This is a genomic window from Sporosarcina sp. A2 (assembly GCF_050858885.1).
In the GTDB taxonomy this organism is placed as follows: Bacteria; Bacillota; Bacilli; order Bacillales_A; family Planococcaceae; genus Sporosarcina.
Window position 1 is genome coordinate 3,235,391 of the sequence record NZ_CP193898.1, and the last position, 16,585, is coordinate 3,251,975.

Sequence of the window (16,585 nt, forward strand, 5' to 3'; positions counted from 1 at the left end):
ACGTTCGGGCAGTATTTTTATGAGTTTTCTCGTAACTGGCGTTTGGCAGCGACAGCAGTTTGCCAACTATGAAGGGACATGCCGACAATAATGACTGCAATCCCAACTAAAGAAAGTGGGCCCGGGAGCATTAAATGAAGGAGCATCATTTCCCCAGCCATGGCAAATATAAGTTCTAATGATTGTGTTGCTTCTACTGCAGCAAGGCGTCCTTGGTCGTGTTGGACTAGATCCGTTGCCATAAAGAAAAGCGTGGTCGCAATGACACCTGAACTGACTCCGACAATGAATGATTGCCCCACTTGACTGTAAGAGGGAAGCCCGACCGTGGCCCATGCATAGATTGCAAGTGCAATCCATACAGGCAACGTCATCAGCGTCATCGCAAGTACTCTTTGAAACGTATCGAGCGATCCACCTAGTAGTTCCATCATCTTCCGGTTACCAAGAGGATAGGCGAATGCAGCGATCAGAACGGGTAACGTCCCTAAAGCAAGTGCTTTCCCTGTAACAGATTGTGCATGCGGAATCTGAATGAGGACAACTCCAAAAAGAATAACGAGTGAAATTATTAGTGATGGAAGCGGAATTCGTTGTCTAACCCGTTGCTCGACATCTGCTGTTTTAATGGAAATGAAAAATAGAGGGGCGAGTAAGACTCCTGCGACAATCGTCAATTGCCACGTTCCTGCGAGCAACCAACCGGGCGCATAGGCCGCGGAAAAAGTTAACGGACCGTAAAACAAGACAAACGCCACAAAACTCCATGCAAAAAAGGGCCACGGTTTGGCGGTCATTTCTCGCTTAACCGCCCCGAGCCCTTTACGTGCACCTACAATCGCAAATAGAAATGGAACCATGAAGAAATAGCGGAGTGACGCACTCCACATCCAACTCCCACCGGATAACTCCATCGAGCGGTTTAGCACAAATGTAACCGCAAAAAAGACAGCGGCTAGTACGCCAAGCCAAATTCCTTTCATGGTAATGCCCCCTTATGCGCGAGATTCGTATAATTTTACTGCTTCAATAATAACCTGTGCCGCTTTTTCCATCGTTTCTGCCGATACAAACTCGTAGCGACCGTGGAAGTTTTCGCCACCCGCAAAAATATTAGGTGTTGGAATTCCCATATAGGATAGTTGTGAGCCATCTGTTCCTCCACGAATGGGTTCGATGGTTGGTGTAATACCAAGTGTACTGAACGCTTCAGAAATGATATCGACGATTTCCATATGAGGTTTAATTTTTTCACCCATATTGAAATATTGATCGTTGAGTTCCAGTGATACAGCGTCTACACCATAATCCGACTGCATTTGAGCCACTGTGTCAAAAAATAGTTGCTTGCGTGCTTCAAAAGAATTTTTGTCGAAATCACGGATAATATAGTCCAATACTGACTTTTCTACAGAACCTTGAATGTCCATGAGGTGGATGAAACCTTCGCGTCCATCTGTTAACTCAGGAACTTCCAATGCTGGCATTGCTGCTTGGAATTCTTGAGCACGTAAAATGGAGTTCACCATTTTACCTTTTGCAGTGCCAGGGTGTACATTCGTTCCGTTGAATGTCACTCGTGCTCCCGCTGCATTAAAGCTTTCATATTGCAATTCACCGAGAGGACCGCCGTCCATGGTATAGGCAAAGTCGACACCAAACTTTTCAACGTCAAATTTGTGTGGACCGCGACCGATTTCTTCGTCAGGTGTGAAGGCGACACGTAATTTACCATGTTTCACTTCTGGATGTGCTTGTAAATATGCCATTGCTGTCATGATCTCAGCAATACCGGCTTTATCATCGGCGCCAAGTAGTGTAGTACCGTCGGTTGTAATCAACGTCTGACCGATATAATTTTCCAACTCAGGGAAGCGATTCACTGAGAGTGTTGTTTGTTCACTTAGAACTAGATCACGACCATCGTAATTGTCATGTCGTTGTGGGTTTACATTTTTCCCAGTGTAATCAGGCGATGTATCGACGTGAGCAAGGAAGCCGATTACTGGAATTTCTTTATCTGTATTGGCTGGGAGTGTTGCGAACAAATACCCATACTCATCGAGGGTAATGTCCGCCATACCCATTGTTGCAAGTTCTTCTTTCAATAGATGCAACAGGTCCCACTGATTTGCCGTGGACGGAGTGGATAGACTGCTTTCATCTGATTCTGTATCAATCTTTGCATAGCGAATGAATCGTTCCAGTAATTGTTCTTTCATAACGTCAATAAATCCCCCTTCAATTCTATGTAGTAAAGAATGGCCTCATGCGCTATTACGAATTAGCCAGACGACAAAACCGACAGAATACGTACATTCTGTCGGAGGATGAAGTCGTCATTCTCTAAATTATTCTACTGTGTAGTTCTTGTGAGCAACAACTGTCAGTGTAGAAGCTGCACCAATCTGATCTGCATCTTCTTCTGAAATCTCTACAATAACGGAGTTTTCTAGTATTTTGTGAATAGCCCCTACGACGAGAACGTCGTTACGAGTAAACGTGATTTTTTCGCCGATTTTACGTGCTGCGATAAAATCAGAGACAGGATGTTCTTTACGCGGAAAAGCCAAACGAATCCCTCCTCGAGTCTGTTTAATTTTAGTTCAATTTGTGAAGACCCATGGCCATTCAAAAAAACAGACAGTTTGTCGTGCGGTTGGCCCGATGGTTTGGAACATTAAACAAGGTAATACTTCTATAAGTATAGCATAATTCGAACAATTTCGCGCTTTTCTTGTCGATGTGAAATGGAATTGATTGACGGTATACGGGAAGGGGTATAATATGAGCGTATAAAGTAGAGGAGGCCAGATCCATGGAATACGATACTAAAGTCGTTAATCGACTCAAAAGAATTGAAGGCCAGATTCGTGGAGTTCTGCGGATGATTGAAGCTGGCGATGAATGCAAAGATGTCATTACGCAACTATCTGCGTCTCGCTCGGGAATCGATCGGACCATCGGGTTAATCGTCAGCACGAACCTGATTGCTTGTATGGAAAACGAAGAGTTGTCGGGCAATCCGCAAAAAAAGGAGACACTTGTAAAAGAAGCTGTCGACTTATTAGTAAAGAGCCGCTAACTGTAGGCTCTTTTTTTGTGGGACTAAACATTAGAACTCCCTTAAACTTCTCTCATCAAGTCCTAATAATCATCACAGTGTCCTCTCAGACTGCGGGGTTATGATATAAGTATCCCAACAGGAAAAGGAGAGGAACAAGATGAAAAAGACATTGATCACAGCAGTAAGCGCACTACTTATTTCCGCAGGAGGTGCAAACGCAGCGACATTTGCACATGCAGACCATAATGCAGATGCACAAAGCTCATACGCACACGTTCAACACAACTCGAACTACGGTCAGCAAGTCAACCAAGACATTACAGGTCTAGAAGAGTATGCATCAATTGCTTCAGTCATCGACCCATCAAGCTTCACTACACGTGTAACTGAAGACAACGTGTCTAACCGGGTAATTCTATTCTCTGACAACTACGGACGTACTCAATACAAGAGTGTCTTCGTGAAAAAGACAGGACTTCTTAAAGTAGTTAACTTAAAAGGTGGAGGCGTTGTTCTTGAAACGACTGTAAAAGCAGGCGCAACAACACCAGCACCAGAAGTGAAGCCAGATGCAAAGCCTGGTCAAACTGCTAGCGGTATTACTGGACTGCCTGAATACCAAACGTTAGCTGGAGCTGTCGATTTGACTGACATAACACCTGTTATCGTTTCAGACAACTTCAACAACCGTACGATTCTATTGAAAGATGCAAATGGTCGCGAACTCTATAAGAGTGTCTTCGTGAAAAAGACTGGTCTATTGAAAGTCATCAACCTTAAAGGCCAAGGTGTTGTCATTGAAACAGTCGTTAAAGAAGATACAGCAACACCGGCTCCAGAAGTGAAACCAGAACAAAAACCTGTAGCAAAACCCGATCAGTCTGCTAGCGCAATCAGCAGCCTACCTGAATACAACACACTTGCAGCACATGTAGATCTAAGCGCAATTACACCAGTAGTAGTATCAGACAACTACAACGAACGCACAATTCTTTTAAAAGGTACTAACGGCCAAGGACAATTCAAAAGTATTTACGTAAAACGCACAAACATGCTCAAAATCATCAACCTTAAAGGCGGCCAAATCTTTTACGGTGCAGCTCAATAATTCATCCTCACCCGCAGATCGAAGTCTACATAGACTTCGATCTGCGGTTTTTTTCTCTTTTCTGTTTCATGTAGTTAGTTGTTTTATAAGGATCAGTTGATTGAAGCGAAAGACATCGACTCCTGCGGAAAGCGCCTGTCTGAAGCGGAAATCAACTCTCTAGTAGTATTAATCACCAAACTATCAAACAATTTTGATTTACCTGTTGACTTTCTGTTTTCAAGCACGTATACTCAGTTCCAAGATGGAAAACTGAATAAGTCACAAACTCTTATCAAGAGCGGCGGAGGGACTAGGCCCTGCGATGCCCGGCAACCGGCAAGCTTACCAGCTTGCAAAGGTGCTACTTCCTACAGATCTGTTTCAGATCTGAAAGATAAGGGGAAGTGCCAGCAATGGCAAATCCTCTTCTATAGGTAGAAGGGGATTTTTTTAGTTTCCCCATCACCCGTCCGGTGTGCGCAGTTCCATCAAACTAATTTCCGGAGGTTATGTAAATGACAAATTTTCAACCCGAAACACTTTTGCTGCACGGTGGTCAAGAACCTGATCCAATAACTGGATCTCGAGCGCTTCCTATTCACAGAACCACTTCGTTCGTATTTCGTGATACGGACCATGCGAAAAACCTGTTTGCTCTTCAAGAAGCGGGCAACATCTACACACGTATCACGAATCCAACAGTCGCAGTGTTTGAAGAACGTATTGCATTACTCGAAGGAGGCACAGCAGCCGTCGCACTCTCATCTGGTATGGCGGCAATCGCGTTCTCAATCTTGAACATTGCAGAAGCTGGTGACGAAATCATTGCAGCAGCCAACCTTTACGGCGGGACGTACAACTTATTTGCCACAACGTTACCGAAGTACGGGATTACTGTAAAATTTGTCGACTCAACTGACCCGGAAAACTTCCATAGCGCCATTACGGAAAAAACAAAAGGAATTTTTGCCGAAACGATCGGTAACCCAAGCTTGCAAGTGCTCGACATCGAAAAAGTTGCTTCTATCGCACACGACAATGGCCTTCCATTACTAATCGATAATACGTTTGCGTCCCCATACGGATGCAACCCGATTGAATTTGGCGCAGACGTGGTCATCCACTCTGCAACTAAATGGATTGGCGGTCATGGAACGACAATAGGCGGCGTAGTCGTGGATGCTGGAAAGTTCGACTGGACTCAAGGTAGATTCTCCAATTTCACAGAGCCTGATGAGTCCTATCATGGTTTACGCTACGGAATCGACACGGCAGGCGCTGCATTTGCGACAAAGCTCCGTGTTCAAGGACTTCGTGATTTCGGTCCGTGTCTTGATCCTGACAGTGCTTTTAACTTCCTACAAGGCTTGGAGACGCTCCATTTGCGCATCCAACGTCACGGAGAAAACGCACAAAAGGTCGCACAATTTCTGAAAGAACATCCATCTGTTGAATGGGTAACCTTCACGGGTCTCGATGACCACCCAACAGCAGATCTCGCAAAGAAATACATTAAAAATGGCGCAGGTTCGATTATTGTCTTCGGAATTAAAGGCGGGCGTGACGCAGGACGTCGTGTAATCGACAACGTAGCTGTCTGGTCCCACGTAGCGAACGTTGGGGACGCAAAGTCATTAATTATCCACCCGGCTTCTACGACACATCAACAGCTGTCAGGTGAAGATTTGAAAAATTCAGGGGTAACAGAGGAACTCATTCGTCTCTCAGTTGGACTTGAATCGGCCGAGGATATTATTGCAGACTTGAAACAAGCAATTGAAAAAGCAGCTCCTGTGAGCGTATAACATCTAGTATTCTGGAGAAGAATGGCTCTCATTTGGCCATATCCCCTGGGAAGCTAGCGAATTCTATTCATACAAAAAGCCCTTCTCGCAAAACTGAGAAGGGCTTTTTGTAGTCATTTTTCTTTTTCAATTAATCCGGATTGCTCCAAAAACTCTCGAGCGACAACTTCAACGACCATCCCGTCGTTATCAACTTTTCCGTTCATGATTTGCATGTTTTCTTCATCAATCATGCCATCGAGCTGATAAAGAACTTCCTCAAGTTCGGGATACTGTTTGAGTATCTCTTTTCGCACAAGAGGAAGCGCATGATAAGGGGGGAAGAAGGATTTATCATCTTCAAGTACCCGTAAATCATAGATTGCGAGCTGTCCATCGGTAGTATACGAGTTAATGACATCTACTTCATTTGCATTAATGGAGCGGTACATCATTCCGTGATCCATTCCTTTAACATCTTTAAACTTTAGACCATACTCTTTTTCAAATCCAGGAAGCCCATCGGGTCTATCGATAAATTCGAATACTGCGCCAAGTGTAAAGTCTTTGGAATGGGCAGCAAAGTCACTAAATGTGACGACGTCGAGTTCTTCGGCAATTGATTCGTCGAGAGCTAACGTATACGTATTATTAAATCCAAATGTATTTAAAGCAACAATCCCATCTTCTTGGACAAGTTTACGTGTTAGTTCCAAAGTTTCTTCCACGTTCCCAGGTTCTTGGTGATAATACGTCACAACGATGGTCCCCGTATAGTCAGGGATGACGTCGATATGTCCGTTCGTCATAGCATTCCAAACGACTGAGGATCCTCCGAGGTTTTCTTTGTACAACACATCAATATCCGTTTTGTTCTCAATCAACTGACCCATAACGTGAGACAAAATGATACTTTCTGTATTATTTCGAGAACCGAGTCGAAGCGAATCTTTTTCGTTAAAGATGCAGCCAGATAAAAGACTGGTCAGTAGAATTGTCAGTGTGAGTAAACTTATTTTTTTCTTCAAGTTCATAGTTATCGCAATCCTTTCGGAGTGGTCCAACGCTCTACCCCGCTAAAGAATGTCTCTAGAAGGATAGCGAGTAGAGTTGCGGGAATAGCCCCAAGTAGAATTAGTCCATCAATTCCACGTGTGATTCCAAGGAAAATGAAATCTCCTAGTCCACCAGCTCCGATGAACGCTGCCAGCGTTGCGTTTCCGACGTTAATGACAGCGGCCGTCCGAATACCAGCCATAATAACCGGAATAGCTAAAGGTAGTTCGACTTTGAACAAAATTTGCATACTCGTCATTCCCATTCCCCTGGCAGCCTCAATGGTGGCAGAATCGACATCTTTAATGCCGGTATACGTATTTCGCATAATGGGGAGCAATGAGTAGAGAAATAAAGCAGCGATTGCCGTTTTGACACCAATTCCAAAGATAGGAATCATAAAACCGAGAAGTGCTAAGCTTGGTACTGTTTGCAACACACCAGTTCCGCCAAGTACAAGTGTTTTAAGAGCGGGAACACGTGTTACTAAGATTCCGAGTGCCACTGCAAGAATCGTTGCGATAATCATGGAGAAGAATACAAGCTGGATATGGATAGAAGTAGCCTCGATAACTTCTCTCCAACGTAATTGTGTTTGTTGAATAAGTTGTTGCCAGATAGTTAAATTATTCAACTAAATCAGCCTCCATCTCTGTCCATTGACTGGACATCGCTGAAAGCAAGGAGCCTCTAGTGACGAGACCTATAATTTTATGAGCATTGTCGACAACGGGAATCATGCCGAGTGGTGCACAATCCATCATAATAATCGCTTCTTTTGCTGTGGCAGACTTAAGTAAATAAGGTTCAGCAGGTATCATAATTTCTGATATATGTTGAATACCATCTAAATTCTTCATAATGTCGTGGGCAGTCACAATGCCAAGTAGTTTATTGGATTCATCAGCAATCACTAGGTTTGTTGTTTTGTGCTTACGGATAAGTGAAATTGCAGTTTCAGGAGATCGTTGTGGAAGAGAGGTGATTATGGATTCTGCCAAAATATCTGTTACAGGCATAAGTCCAGGGTTCTGAATGATCCGATGTTTCCCAATAAATTCTTCTACAAATCCATGTGCGGGTTCTCTTAGTATTTTTTCAGGAGTGTCAATCTGAAGCAACTTACCGCCTTTCATAATTGCAATACGATCACCCATTTTTAACGCTTCGTCCATGTCATGGGTCACAAAGACAATCGTTTTCTTCAACTTTTTATGAAGAGAGATGAGTTCGCCTTGCAGCTGATCACGTGTAATCGGATCGAGTGCACTGAAGGGTTCATCCATTAAAATGATATCGGGATTCGCAGAAAGTGCACGGGCAATCCCAATCCGTTGTTGTTGCCCACCCGATAGTTCTTTTGGATAACGGTTTGCATAAGTTTCAGGATCCAACCCGACTAATTCGAGTAGTTCGGTCACGCGAGTGATGATATCATTCGTTTTCCAACCTTTTAGTTGAGGAACAATTGCGATGTTTTTCTGGATGGTGTAATGAGGGAAAAGGCCGATTTGTTGAATAACATATCCGATATTGCGACGAAGTTCAGCTACATTATAGCTTTTGTTATCTTTCCCGTTAATAGTAATAGCTCCACTAGTATGAGAAATCACTCGATTAATCATTTTCATCGTTGTGGATTTACCTGAACCACTGGGTCCGATCAGTACGAGTAATTCACCTTCTTTGATTTCAAAGCTGACTGAATCTACGGCTTTGAAACCGTCTTCAAACTCTTTTGTTACGTTTTCAAATTTGAGCATGTCTACCTCCTTTTAATAATGGGGCAACCTTTTTTTGATCAGAACAAATAATCGAATAACCCACTTTCGAGAAATTTCAGAAAAATGACTCGGCTAAGCAAGCATAACATAGAAAAATAGAGTGGGATGGAAAGTCTTGACCATTTAAAGGGGTGATAGGGGATTAATAAAATCGAAAAGAGGATGACAACGGGGTTACCGATGCCATCCTCTAAGGAATTCTAAATTATTTATTTCTAGAATGCCGTGAGCTTTTTGTCTCTTTTTGCAACTCTTTAAAGAGCGCGGTGACCATAAACAGGATGATGAACGAAAATGGCAGAGCAGCGATAATAATTGTATTCTGCAACGCGGAAAGACCGCCAACGGATAGCAAGATAATAGCAATACCCGATTGAATCAGTCCCCATATCATTTTCACACTGTTAGGTGGAGTTAACGAACCATAGGTCGATTGCATTCCAAGTACAAAGGTCGCTGAGTCTGCTGAAGTGATAAAGAACGATGTAATGAGTAAAATTGCAAACGCAGAAGTGAGCGTCGCCCAAGGTAAATGACTAAACATCTCAAATATCACAAGCTCAGTGTTAACGGATGCAAGATCAGCAGCACCTGACTTTTGAATCTCAATCGCAGTCGTTCCGAACGCAGAGAACCAAATGAAACTAAGAATACTAGGTGCGAGTAATACGCCCACCAAGAATTCACGGATTGTGCGTCCTTTTGAAACACGAGCGATAAACATACTAACGAATGGTGCCCAAGAAATCCACCATGCCCAGTAGAAGATTGTCCAAGCATCGAGCCATTCCCGATTACCGGCATTCAGTGGAGCGGTACTCAAACTCAAGTCGATAAAGTGAGAGATATAGCCACCCATTGAATCTGTAAAGATGTTCATAATAAGCAATGTCGGTCCTAAAATAAGCATGAAACCGAGTAGGGCAAGAGCTAATACAAGGTTCGTATTAGATAGATATCGAATTCCTTTGCTGAGTCCAGACCATGCTGACATAATGAACAGAACAGTAACAATGGAAATAATAATGAATTGGGACCGTATACCGATTTCAAACCCAAACAGATAGTTCAGGCCGGCATTAATTTGAACAGCGCCAAAGCCGAGAGACGTGGCCACGCCGAATGACGTTGCAAAGACTGCGAGAACGTCGATCATAGTTCCCCAAGGCCCTTTCATTTTGTTGCCAAATATCGGCTTCAGTGTTGCTGAAATTAATCCTGGTTCCCCTTTGCGGAATTGGAAATACGCTAAACATAGCGCAACGATTCCGTATAGTGCCCAAATGTGGATTCCGTAATGAAGAAAAGTTTGACGCATGGATTCTCTGAAAGCCGCATTCGTTCCAGGCTCGGCAGTCGCAGGGTTAACAGCGAAATGTGAAAGTGGTTCAGCTGCGCCATAGAAGACGAGTCCGATACCCATTCCAGCTGAAAATAGCATTGCAATCCAGGTAATTGTGGAGAATTGTGGACGATCCGTGTCTTTCCCTAGCCGTATTTTTCCATACGGGCTAAAGATTAAGTAGATACTAACGCCAACGAGTAGCGTCATTAATAACATGTAGTACCAACCGAACGCAGTGGACACGAAGTTTTTTACGATGCCAGTTCCAGCTTCAAAACGCTCTGGATCAATCACACCGTAGCCAACGGCCAAGACGATTAGACCAATTGTTATATAAAAGACATTTGATATTTTTCTCATGGTTCCCCCTTAGTGACGATGTTTTCGTAAGCAGTTTACCACTATACTATTGATTCTAAAGAAGTGCAACCGAACAGCTAACATTCCCGATGGGAGTTCTAAGGTTATAGATTGTTTATATTATTTACAGTATTCAATGAAGGTAAACCTCATCTAGAGCGTTTTACAAAATAAAGTTCATCGCGCGCCACAAAGTTGATCGAAATACTCGTGAATTCGAAGGAGTGATCATAAACCAGGGGAAAGCGCTCATAACACATGGAAAGTGATTATAGCCTGATAAAAACAAGCGTAGCGCCCCCAATTAATCCCTGAAACGACCTTGAATTGTATACTGATGACGATTAGTTATTTTAAAGTTCGGATTCCAGATTTGCTGATGCCGGTTCTTCACTTGAAACTTCCGATATCCTCAAAATCCAAGTGTTCAACGAGTATCATCAAAAAAACTGCTTCACAATCAGCATTACTGATTGTGAAGCAGTTTTTTAATCTTCGTCCTTAATATCACGGTCAGGCGGAATTGGTTCGCTACGCCATTCGTCAATTTGTTGTTTGAGCTGCTCTAATTGTTCAAAGTAAAGACCAAATTGACTTTCATTTATCAAAAACTGAGTACCGTCATGGACTGAACGGATTCGCTTGTCCAATACATATTGACGTACTTGTTCAACAGGCATGCCTAGTTTAGCAGCCGTTTCTTCAATCGTCAGATACATATCTCATCCTCCGTCAAATCAATTTTGAAAGCGGCAAACGTTTGTTTAATGTGTGCATAAGTGGAATTCCAATTGCCATGACAATAAATTCACTGATCGCAAGGTAACACCATGTTAACCAGAACGGGAAGCCTAGCACTAGATGTAGTTGCCAAGAAATAATGCACATCGTTGTCGTGAATACGGCTGTATTGACGAGCATACGCTTCACAGGACTTGAGATTCTTTTCACAAGAAAGATGGTAATGCTTAACGAAATAATCGTATGGCCGACACCAAATAGAAGGTCAATGGGGCCGACTTCCGATAATAGTAAGTTCGACACAAAAACACCGATAACGATGCCTGCGAAATATTTTTTGTTGAAAACGACAAGATGATTAAAGATTTCAGCAAGACGGAACTGGATGTTCGTAAAACCGAATGGTGCTAAGACAATCATAACGGCCACATATAGTGCGCCAATGATCCCACTTATTGCGAGTGTTTTGGTTTTCATTCTATTATAAGCTCCTTAGTTTTTTTTCGTGGGAGGATTTCGAACCACGTAATTTGAACGCTATTCAGTTTAGCACTGAATGAAAAATTCGTACAGTACACAAATAGCAGGACCTACGTTTGTTCCGACTAGAACTGGGAATATACTGTGTAACTCGTACTGGAATAATTAATTTAGGAGGGCTGAATATGGAAGATAAAGAAAGTAAGGAAAAAATGACTAGAAGCGAAGCAGGCCGCATGGGAGGCAAGGCTACAGCTAAAAAACATGATAAAGAGTTCTATCAAGAAATCGGAAAAAAAGGGGGAGAAGCAACCGCGCAAACCCATGGAAAAGAATTTTATGAAGAAATTGGACAAAAGGGCGGCGTAGCACGTTCTGAACATCGAAGAAATAAAAAAGAGTAAGGGTAAATAAAATTATATATTTTGAAATAGAATAATCGAGCAAACAAGAAACATGCATTAAATCAATCGAAATCTAGGAGTAATTACACACAGCAACTGATAACGATGGTAAGATGACTCACGAAGAAGCAGGTAAACTAAGCGAAGAGGCAAATCCGATAGTGAAAGGTAAAAAATTCTGTGAAGAGATTGGACAATAGGATGGAGAAGCTAGTGGCAATTAAAACAACTCTAGCTAAAGTGACACAGAATAGATGAGTCATTCCGAAGCAGGCCGTAAAGGCGGCGAAGCAAGATCCGAGCAACATAACAACAACTGATTCCCCATTACGGGGCGGGAGATGAACTATTTCCTTCCGTTTTTTTGTTTATACAGGACGTAGTGTGTTCTATGGATAGCATAACGAAAAGTAATAAAATTTCAACGTATTTAGTTTTTGCTTGCGAAGGTGGGGAACAATTGAAAGGAAGAACTTTTGATCGGCAGACAGTGGTGAGCATCCTTTCAATCCTCATTAGAAGTGGTTTTTTTCCACATCTGTCTGTCTAACCAATTGAATGGTCTAAGCGCAATCGTTCAAAAGAAAGAGCACAATCCTTGTCAGTTGTTTAGACAAAGGATTGTGCTTAATTACTATCTTTTTGTTTTCTTTTGTTCTGTTCCCGTTTTCGCTGCTTTCTTCTTTTTCTTCGCTGCATCATTCATTCCAATCACATCAAAATCATCTGGACTCAGATCCGTGCCATAACCGAACTCTTCACGACTGGGTAGCTTCGCTTTCTGTTTACGTTTCTCCTCATTTTTCATCGAAATCACCTCCATTGAAAAGTATGTGCATCTTCAATAGAATCATCCTCTAACCTATCTTAAGAAATTCTTCATACTTTCCCTTCTCAAATGTTAAGAAGTCCCTGTTACAATAAAACTATCGAGCAAGAAAGAGGTGCGGACATGGCGGCAATGACGATTTTAGTGGCGGATGATGACAAAGAAATCCGAGATGGTATAGAGATTTACTTGAAAAACGAAGGATATCGCGTGCTTAAGGCAGCAGATGGACAAGAAGCGTTGGATTTACTTAAGACAGAAGAAGTCCATTTACTCATTCTCGACATCATGATGCCCAATATGGACGGCATAACGGCTACGTTCAAAATCAGAGAAGCGCAAAACGTTCCAATTATTATGCTCAGTGCAAAAGTAGAAGAGTCGGATAAAATCCATGGACTTTCTGTGGGTGCAGACGACTATGTATCGAAACCATTTCAGCCAATGGAATTGATGGCGCGTGTGAAGTCACAATTGCGTCGTTACGTTCAACTTGGTACATATGCAGGAGGGACTACGTTTGAAATCGACGGACTGGTGATGGACGAAGAAGCAAAAACGGTTACGCTGGATGGCGTGCCGGTCAAACTGACGCCGATCGAATTCAAGATAACGGAGTTGCTTATGAAGCATCCTGGACGAGTGTTTTCCATAAATGAAATCTATGAGCGTGTATGGAACGAAGAAGCTTACAATGCTGAAAACATCGTGGCGGTTCATATCCGTAAAATCCGTGAAAAGATTGAAGTCGATCCGAAAAATCCAAGATATATAAAGGTGGTATGGGGCGTTGGGTACAAAATCGAAAAATACTAGTGCACTACTCTGGTCAATTGCTTCTATAATTATTGCGCTCGGCAGTATCGTCTATTGCTTCCCTCATATCACTGAGCTAACGAGCAATGGCATCGCCAGAACGACGCGCACGGTGACGTATTTCATCCAAATTATTAGAGGAGGCACTGTGTGATGAAACGATACACACCGATATTTATATGGGCGTTACTGGTAGCAGTTGCGATCAGCGGCCTTGTTACACTAACGAGCCGAGGGCCTGCGATGATTTTTACCAGCTATACGCAATCGACACAATTTCAAAATCATATGGATGATATATACAACGAGCTAGGCCGCACTGTACTGAACCCTATTGACTTGGAAACGGCTGAGAAAAAATTGTCCGTCACACCTTCTGAAATCGAGTCTTATCGGACGTATTACGGTAGCTTGGCAGAACAAATAGATACCATCCAGATCCAATATGAAGACCGCATTCGAGAAGCGGAATCGAAGCCCACAGTCAAGCAGGCGTTGGTGGATGAACGAGATAGCAAGATTGAAGACATCCGAAAGAATTTTGAGGATGATACTTATGTGGAAAAGAAGATTTTGAGTGGAAAGAAGCGTCAATTGGCACGACTGGTACACGATTATAAAAATAGCACTAATACCAGTACCTCAAATATCCCTATCGCATATGATTTAACTCCAGTTGCGGGTGGAGATGTCCATAAGAAATGGGAAACCAACGGGTTATTTGGATTTGAACGGAAGTTTACTGGGGACACTGGTTATTTAAAGGCTGTAGGCATGTATAGTGATTTCTATGTTGGCAGCTACGAAGTCTCAACGTATAGTGACGAATTGCATAACGAGATAGGTGTGGCATTATCCAGTGACGACATGGATGCTATTTCTCCTGCTACTATACTTTATAAAGGTTTCGTTGTTGTTCCTTCTTCAGTTTTCAAGCAAGGTGGAGTGCTTTACGAGGAAGTGAGGGAACACCAATCTATTAGAATTATGCTCATTGTATCAGGGATTGCTGGCATTGCAGCACTTATTGCGCTCTTTACGATATGGAAATTCAAATGGACTTGGTTTGTCGATCTACCCTCAACGAAACGGTATGATGCACTTCGAATTGATGTGAAGGTTGGAATTTTTCTAATCTTGCTTCTAAGCTTATTGAATTTCACAAGGAATGTATCCTTTAAGATGAATAACATGGCAATTGGAGGCTATTCATTTAGCATTGTAAATGCTGTATTTATGTTCGTGATGGGTGCCATTGTTATTGCGTTTCTAACATTCCAAATTGGTAATGCAATGACGCGTTATCAGCAGCCAGGGGTCTTCGAAAGAGATCTTAAGAATAGCTATATGATACAACTGGTAGCCAGTATGAAAGAGGTATTCTTAAACCGATCGATTGCGATTCAAACTCTCATTCTTCTCTTCGGGTTCTTCTTTGCAGGGGTTGGTTTTGTGGGATCTACGTTTGACGGAACTCTGTTCATGATTTATGCATTTTGTGTGCTGTTCATCGGATTACCAATCTTATTCATCTATATGCGACGCATGGGGTATTTGAGCAGAATTCTGATAGCGACAGAGCATATGGCAGCTGGAAAGCTTAACAGTGATATCCAAGTGATCGGCAAATCCCCATTTGCTACACACGCCGCGAATTTAAACAATCTCCGTGAAGGTGTGGAGAGTTCGATTAGTAGCCAAGCGAAAAGTGAACGCTTGAAAACGGAATTGATCACTAATGTGAGCCATGATTTACGTACACCACTAACGTCAATCATCACATATACGGATTTATTGAAAAATCCGAATTTATCCGATGAAGAGCGTACAGAATACGTAGATGTTTTGGACCGAAAATCGCAACGTTTAAAAACCCTGATCGAGGATTTGTTTGAAGTGTCTAAGATGTCGAGCGGTACAATGGAGTTATATAAACAACGTGTCGATCTAACACAACTTGTTCAACAGGCGATAGGAGAACATACCGAAAAGATGGCTGAAATCCCACTCGATTTTAGAGTTTCGGTACCTAAAGAACCAATGCCTGCCGTGATTGATGGGCAACGGTGGTGGCGTATGCTTGATAACCTGATTGGAAACTCATTGAAGTATTCACTCCCAGGGACACGCGTGTTTGTAACGTTACGTGACACGGGCGGCAATGCAGAATTGGTCGTTAAAAACATCACGGCGTACGAGTTGAATGAAAACGTTGATGAGTTATACGATCGCTTCAAGCGAGGTGATGCATCGCGCCATACGGATGGTTCAGGACTTGGTCTTGCTATCGCACAATCGATCGTCGAAATGCATGGCGGCACGATGGTGATTGACGTGGATGGTGACTTGTTTAAAGTGACGGTACGAGTGCCGTTAGCGTGACGGAAGGAGACTGCGGAAGGCAATGCCTGCAGTCTCTTTTTACGTTTAAATTCAACAAAACCAGGGGATACTAGTAGGATAACCAAGGCCTGTTTAAACAACTGGCTGTGGAGGGGAGCGATTGAAATGACGATTCAAGACGGTACCTATCCAAATAAGCATGACTTAGAACCGAAAGTTAAGAAACAGGGAAAAGTGGCACGGCCGACAGATGAGCTACCTTTATCTGATCCTGCCGATTCGAACTTTACACAAGAGTTTAGAGAGAACGAACATGATGAGACCGGGGAACAGACTCCATCCATCTTTACGGAAAATGAACAGAATACTTCAGAACGTACCCAAAATGATAAAGCCCATAAGGAATGGAACGATTCCAAACCGACTACGTAAGCCAGCTGATGCACCCAGTCCGCTGGTTTTTATAATGGATTGGAAAGCAGCTAT

General features: G+C 42.7%; 17 protein-coding genes and 2 riboswitches. Of the genes, 7 read left to right on the forward strand and 10 right to left on the reverse strand.

Going from position 1 to position 16,585, the window contains the following annotated elements; genetic code table 11:
* Window positions 1-17 precede the first annotated feature (17 nt).
* The 3 genes from ACRPI0_RS16470 to ACRPI0_RS16480 form a co-directional block, all read right to left on the reverse strand.
* Entirely contained in the window at window positions 18-983 is a 966-nt protein-coding gene (locus tag ACRPI0_RS16470; RefSeq protein WP_432353863.1) for a DMT family transporter, read from the reverse strand.
* Window positions 984-995: 12 nt separating this feature from the next.
* The gene (gene pepT / locus ACRPI0_RS16475; RefSeq protein ID WP_432353865.1) at window positions 996-2,222 is read right to left on the reverse strand and encodes a peptidase T; all 1,227 of its coding nucleotides are present in this window, start codon (window positions 2,220-2,222) and stop codon (window positions 996-998) included.
* Between the two features lie 129 nt (window positions 2,223-2,351).
* Window positions 2,352-2,573: a DUF2187 family protein gene (locus ACRPI0_RS16480; RefSeq protein WP_432353867.1), complete on the reverse strand. Its 222-nt coding sequence runs from the start codon at window positions 2,571-2,573 to the stop codon at window positions 2,352-2,354.
* 245 nt (window positions 2,574-2,818) lie between these two features.
* Here ACRPI0_RS16480 and ACRPI0_RS16485 point away from each other — a divergent pair, with 245 nt between their 5' ends.
* From ACRPI0_RS16485 to ACRPI0_RS16495, 3 genes are all read left to right on the forward strand, one after another.
* A complete protein-coding gene (locus tag ACRPI0_RS16485; protein WP_432353869.1) occupies window positions 2,819-3,085 on the forward strand; it encodes a metal-sensitive transcriptional regulator in 267 nt (88 codons plus the stop codon).
* A gap of 139 nt (window positions 3,086-3,224) precedes the next feature.
* Entirely contained in the window at window positions 3,225-4,175 is a 951-nt protein-coding gene (locus tag ACRPI0_RS16490) for a hypothetical protein (RefSeq protein WP_432353871.1), read from the forward strand.
* Between the two features lie 268 nt (window positions 4,176-4,443).
* Window positions 4,444-4,558, forward strand: a riboswitch (SAM riboswitch).
* Between the two features lie 114 nt (window positions 4,559-4,672).
* The gene (locus ACRPI0_RS16495; RefSeq protein WP_432353873.1) at window positions 4,673-5,962 is read left to right on the forward strand and encodes an O-acetylhomoserine aminocarboxypropyltransferase/cysteine synthase family protein; all 1,290 of its coding nucleotides are present in this window, start codon (window positions 4,673-4,675) and stop codon (window positions 5,960-5,962) included.
* A 113-nt stretch (window positions 5,963-6,075) separates the two neighbouring features.
* Here the strand turns inward: ACRPI0_RS16495 and ACRPI0_RS16500 are convergent, their stop codons facing one another.
* From ACRPI0_RS16500 to ACRPI0_RS16525, 6 genes are all read right to left on the reverse strand, one after another.
* On the reverse strand, window positions 6,076-6,975 hold the full coding sequence (locus ACRPI0_RS16500) for a glycine betaine ABC transporter substrate-binding protein (protein ID WP_432353875.1): 900 nt from the start codon (window positions 6,973-6,975) through the stop codon (window positions 6,076-6,078).
* A 2-nt stretch (window positions 6,976-6,977) separates the two neighbouring features.
* Window positions 6,978-7,631 carry an ABC transporter permease gene (locus ACRPI0_RS16505; RefSeq protein ID WP_432353877.1) on the reverse strand — a complete coding sequence of 218 codons (654 nt, stop codon included), beginning with the start codon at window positions 7,629-7,631 and terminating at the stop codon, window positions 6,978-6,980.
* Window positions 7,624-8,760, reverse strand: coding sequence for a betaine/proline/choline family ABC transporter ATP-binding protein (locus ACRPI0_RS16510; RefSeq protein WP_432353879.1), 1,137 nt, complete (start codon window positions 8,758-8,760; stop codon window positions 7,624-7,626). The genes ACRPI0_RS16505 and ACRPI0_RS16510 overlap by 8 nt, the downstream gene beginning before the upstream one ends.
* A 226-nt stretch (window positions 8,761-8,986) precedes the next feature.
* The gene (locus tag ACRPI0_RS16515; protein ID WP_432353881.1) at window positions 8,987-10,486 is read right to left on the reverse strand and encodes a BCCT family transporter; all 1,500 of its coding nucleotides are present in this window, start codon (window positions 10,484-10,486) and stop codon (window positions 8,987-8,989) included.
* A gap of 488 nt (window positions 10,487-10,974) precedes the next feature.
* Window positions 10,975-11,205 carry an excisionase family DNA-binding protein gene (locus ACRPI0_RS16520; RefSeq protein ID WP_432353883.1) on the reverse strand — a complete coding sequence of 77 codons (231 nt, stop codon included), beginning with the start codon at window positions 11,203-11,205 and terminating at the stop codon, window positions 10,975-10,977.
* A 13-nt stretch (window positions 11,206-11,218) separates the two neighbouring features.
* Window positions 11,219-11,704: a QueT transporter family protein gene (locus tag ACRPI0_RS16525; RefSeq protein WP_432353885.1), complete on the reverse strand. Its 486-nt coding sequence runs from the start codon at window positions 11,702-11,704 to the stop codon at window positions 11,219-11,221.
* A 9-nt stretch (window positions 11,705-11,713) separates the two neighbouring features.
* Window positions 11,714-11,758: riboswitch (PreQ1 riboswitch) on the reverse strand.
* 134 nt (window positions 11,759-11,892) lie between these two features.
* On the opposite strand from ACRPI0_RS16525, the gene ACRPI0_RS16530 reads away from it, so the two are divergent.
* Window positions 11,893-12,111 carry a KGG domain-containing protein gene (locus ACRPI0_RS16530; RefSeq protein ID WP_432353887.1) on the forward strand — a complete coding sequence of 73 codons (219 nt, stop codon included), beginning with the start codon at window positions 11,893-11,895 and terminating at the stop codon, window positions 12,109-12,111.
* Between the two features lie 634 nt (window positions 12,112-12,745).
* Here the strand turns inward: ACRPI0_RS16530 and ACRPI0_RS16535 are convergent.
* Window positions 12,746-12,919, reverse strand: a complete 174-nt coding sequence (locus tag ACRPI0_RS16535) for a hypothetical protein (RefSeq protein ID WP_432353889.1) — start codon at window positions 12,917-12,919, stop codon at window positions 12,746-12,748.
* A 144-nt stretch (window positions 12,920-13,063) separates the two neighbouring features.
* Here ACRPI0_RS16535 and ACRPI0_RS16540 point away from each other — a divergent pair, with 144 nt between their 5' ends.
* The 3 genes from ACRPI0_RS16540 to ACRPI0_RS16550 all read left to right on the forward strand — a co-directional run bounded on the left by ACRPI0_RS16540 (window position 13,064) and on the right by ACRPI0_RS16550 (window position 16,531).
* Entirely contained in the window at window positions 13,064-13,756 is a 693-nt protein-coding gene (locus ACRPI0_RS16540) for a response regulator transcription factor (protein WP_432353891.1), read from the forward strand.
* A 153-nt stretch (window positions 13,757-13,909) separates the two neighbouring features.
* The gene (locus tag ACRPI0_RS16545) at window positions 13,910-16,138 is read left to right on the forward strand and encodes a histidine kinase dimerization/phospho-acceptor domain-containing protein (protein WP_432353892.1); all 2,229 of its coding nucleotides are present in this window, start codon (window positions 13,910-13,912) and stop codon (window positions 16,136-16,138) included.
* Window positions 16,139-16,264: 126 nt separating this feature from the next.
* On the forward strand, window positions 16,265-16,531 hold the full coding sequence (locus tag ACRPI0_RS16550) for a hypothetical protein (RefSeq protein WP_432353894.1): 267 nt from the start codon (window positions 16,265-16,267) through the stop codon (window positions 16,529-16,531).
* Window positions 16,532-16,585 lie beyond the last annotated feature (54 nt).

Excerpts from the sequence above, each read along its gene's own strand:
- ACRPI0_RS16470 (WP_432353863.1), bottom strand. The coding sequence starts at position 983 with ATGAAAGGAATTTGGCTTGGCGTACTAGCCGCTGTCTTTTTTGCGGTT.
- pepT (WP_432353865.1), bottom strand. The coding sequence starts at position 2,222 with ATGAAAGAACAATTACTGGAACGATTCATTCGCTATGCAAAGATTGAT.
- ACRPI0_RS16485 (WP_432353869.1), top strand. The coding sequence starts at position 2,819 with ATGGAATACGATACTAAAGTCGTTAATCGACTCAAAAGAATTGAAGGC.
- ACRPI0_RS16490 (WP_432353871.1), top strand. The coding sequence starts at position 3,225 with ATGAAAAAGACATTGATCACAGCAGTAAGCGCACTACTTATTTCCGCA.
- ACRPI0_RS16495 (WP_432353873.1), top strand. The coding sequence starts at position 4,673 with ATGACAAATTTTCAACCCGAAACACTTTTGCTGCACGGTGGTCAAGAA.
- ACRPI0_RS16500 (WP_432353875.1), bottom strand. The coding sequence starts at position 6,975 with ATGAACTTGAAGAAAAAAATAAGTTTACTCACACTGACAATTCTACTG.
- ACRPI0_RS16510 (WP_432353879.1), bottom strand. The coding sequence starts at position 8,760 with ATGCTCAAATTTGAAAACGTAACAAAAGAGTTTGAAGACGGTTTCAAA.
- ACRPI0_RS16515 (WP_432353881.1), bottom strand. The coding sequence starts at position 10,486 with ATGAGAAAAATATCAAATGTCTTTTATATAACAATTGGTCTAATCGTC.
- ACRPI0_RS16520 (WP_432353883.1), bottom strand. The coding sequence starts at position 11,205 with ATGTATCTGACGATTGAAGAAACGGCTGCTAAACTAGGCATGCCTGTT.
- ACRPI0_RS16525 (WP_432353885.1), bottom strand. The coding sequence starts at position 11,704 with ATGAAAACCAAAACACTCGCAATAAGTGGGATCATTGGCGCACTATAT.
- ACRPI0_RS16530 (WP_432353887.1), top strand. The coding sequence starts at position 11,893 with ATGGAAGATAAAGAAAGTAAGGAAAAAATGACTAGAAGCGAAGCAGGC.
- ACRPI0_RS16535 (WP_432353889.1), bottom strand. The coding sequence starts at position 12,919 with ATGAAAAATGAGGAGAAACGTAAACAGAAAGCGAAGCTACCCAGTCGT.
- ACRPI0_RS16540 (WP_432353891.1), top strand. The coding sequence starts at position 13,064 with ATGGCGGCAATGACGATTTTAGTGGCGGATGATGACAAAGAAATCCGA.
- ACRPI0_RS16545 (WP_432353892.1), top strand. The coding sequence starts at position 13,910 with ATGAAACGATACACACCGATATTTATATGGGCGTTACTGGTAGCAGTT.
- ACRPI0_RS16550 (WP_432353894.1), top strand. The coding sequence starts at position 16,265 with ATGACGATTCAAGACGGTACCTATCCAAATAAGCATGACTTAGAACCG.